We start from the raw sequence: 1,998 nt of genomic DNA, 5'->3' as shown, positions 1-1,998 counted from the left end.
GCGAGGCCATGATGATCGAGGCAGATCTGCTGGTCGACTGGTACGTGCCGGCAATAACGGGCAGCCCGGCAAGCGGTGCCTTGCGCGCCGGCTACCACAAGCAATGGGGCGCGCTCCTCGACCGGCTGCACGGCCGCGAATATACGCTGATGCTGCGCGACTTCCATTCGCCCAACATCATCTGGCGCGGCGACCGTTCAGGGCATGATCGGCTGGGCATCGTCGATTTCCAGGATGCGCTGATCGGCCCGTCCGCCTATGACGTCGCCTCGCTGGCCATGGACGCGCGTGTTACGATGTCGCCCGAGATCGAGAGAAAGACGCTGGATGCCTATGTCGCGGCGCGCCACGCAGCCGGTGCTTTCGACGAGGCAAGCTTCCTGGAATCCTACGCCATCATGGCGGCGCAACGAAATTCCAAGATCCTCGGCATCTTCGTCCGCCTCGAAAAGCGCGACGGCAAGCCCTATTATCTAAAACACCTGCCGCGCATTCGCGATTATCTGCGCCGGGCCTTGTCTCATCCGGCGCTGGCAAGCCTGCGCGAGTTCTACGACGCCCACGGTTTGCTGGAGGAGCGAGCGCTGTGACAGCAGGACCGGACACCGCCATCGTACTTGCCGCCGGCCTTGGCAAACGCATGCGGCCGATTACCGACACCATTCCCAAGCCGCTGGTCAGGATTGCCGGCAAGACGTTGCTCGACTGGAGCCTCGACAGCCTGGCTGCCGCCGGTGTCGCGAAGGCCGTGGTCAACGTCCACTATTTTCCCGAACAGATCCTCGCCCATGTCGCCGCGCGCCGCGCGCCAAAAATCGTCATTTCCGATGAGAGCGAACAACTGCTCGATTCCGCCGGCGGCATCGTCAAGGCGCTGCCGGAACTGGGCGAGCGACCCTTCTACATCCTCAATGCCGACACCTTCTGGATCGATGACGGTCCTCTCAATCTCCAGCGCCTCGCCCTTGCATGGGACGCGGCGAAAATGGATATTCTGCTGATGCTGGCGGATCTCCAACAGGCGACCGGACACTGCGGCAGCACCGATTTCCTGGTGGCGCCGGATGGCGGCTTGCGGCGTTCAAAGGGGGATCCGGCGGGGCTGATCTATGCCGGCGCGGCGATCGTCGATCCGCGCCTGTTCAAGGGCGCACCGGCCGGGCCGCACTCGCTCAACGCCTATTTCGATTCCGCCATCGCCGCAGGGCGCCTGTTCGGCATGCCCATGCATGGCCACTGGATCACCGTCGGCACGCCCGATGCCGTACCGCTCGCGGAAGCGGCGGTCGCCGGTGCGCTCATCGAGTCGCAATGAGCGGCTCCAGCCGCGTTTTCTCGATCCCGCCCGGAGCGCCGTTTCTGCCGACGCTTGCCGAGGCGCTGCTTGCCGGCCGTCTTGTTCCGGGGTTTCGATTCGACGGCGACCCGCTCGCTTTGGCCGATGCCACCATCTATGTGCCGACACGCCGTGCCGCGCGTGCCTTGCGGGGTGTCTTCGTCGACAGCCTGGCGGCACGCGGCGGCGGCGGCTCGGCGATCCTGCCGGTCATCCGGCCACTCGGCGAATTCGACGAGGATGAGGCTGCGTTCGAGACCGAGGCAGCGGCGGCCATCGATCTGGCGCCGCCGATTTCGGCAACCGAACGCCTGTTGCTGCTGACGCCGCTGGTGCGCGCCTGGAAACGCCGGCTGCCGGCGCATGTCGCCGCCCTTTTCGCCGAGGAGATCGTCATCCCGGCTTCCACCGCCGACGCGATCTGGCTGGCGCGCGATCTCGCCCGGCTGATGGACGAGATCGAGACGGAAGGCACCGACTGGGCCAAGCTCACCGATCTGGTGACCGGCAATCTTGCCGGATGGTGGCAGGTGACGCTCGAATTCCTCGGCATCGTCACCGAAGCCTGGCCGAAATTCCTCGCGGAAAGCGACCGCTCCAATCCGGCCGCGCATCGCAGCGCGCTGATCCGCGCCGAGGCGGCGCGGATCAGCGCGCTGCGA

At 65.8% G+C, this 1,998-nt stretch carries 2 protein-coding genes and 1 pseudogene; all 3 read left to right on the top strand.

Features of this window, described 5'->3' with window-relative positions:
• A partial coding sequence (locus ENZ74_RS30490; protein WP_164761336.1) for a phosphotransferase occupies positions 1-590 on the top strand: 590 nt, incomplete at its 5' end.
• Entirely contained in the window at positions 587-1,315 is a 729-nt protein-coding gene (locus tag ENZ74_RS30485; RefSeq protein ID WP_013528329.1) for a nucleotidyltransferase family protein, read from the top strand. The genes ENZ74_RS30490 and ENZ74_RS30485, both read left to right, overlap by 4 nt.
• Positions 1,312-1,998, top strand: a pseudogene (locus ENZ74_RS30480) (double-strand break repair protein AddB); the annotation flags it as partial. The gene ENZ74_RS30485 and the pseudogene ENZ74_RS30480, both read left to right, overlap by 4 nt.

Source organism: Mesorhizobium sp. M7A.F.Ca.CA.002.15.2.1, assembly GCF_003998715.1.
GTDB lineage: Bacteria > Pseudomonadota > Alphaproteobacteria > Rhizobiales > Rhizobiaceae > Mesorhizobium > Mesorhizobium ciceri.
This window is presented reverse-complemented; position numbering and strand designations above follow the sequence as displayed.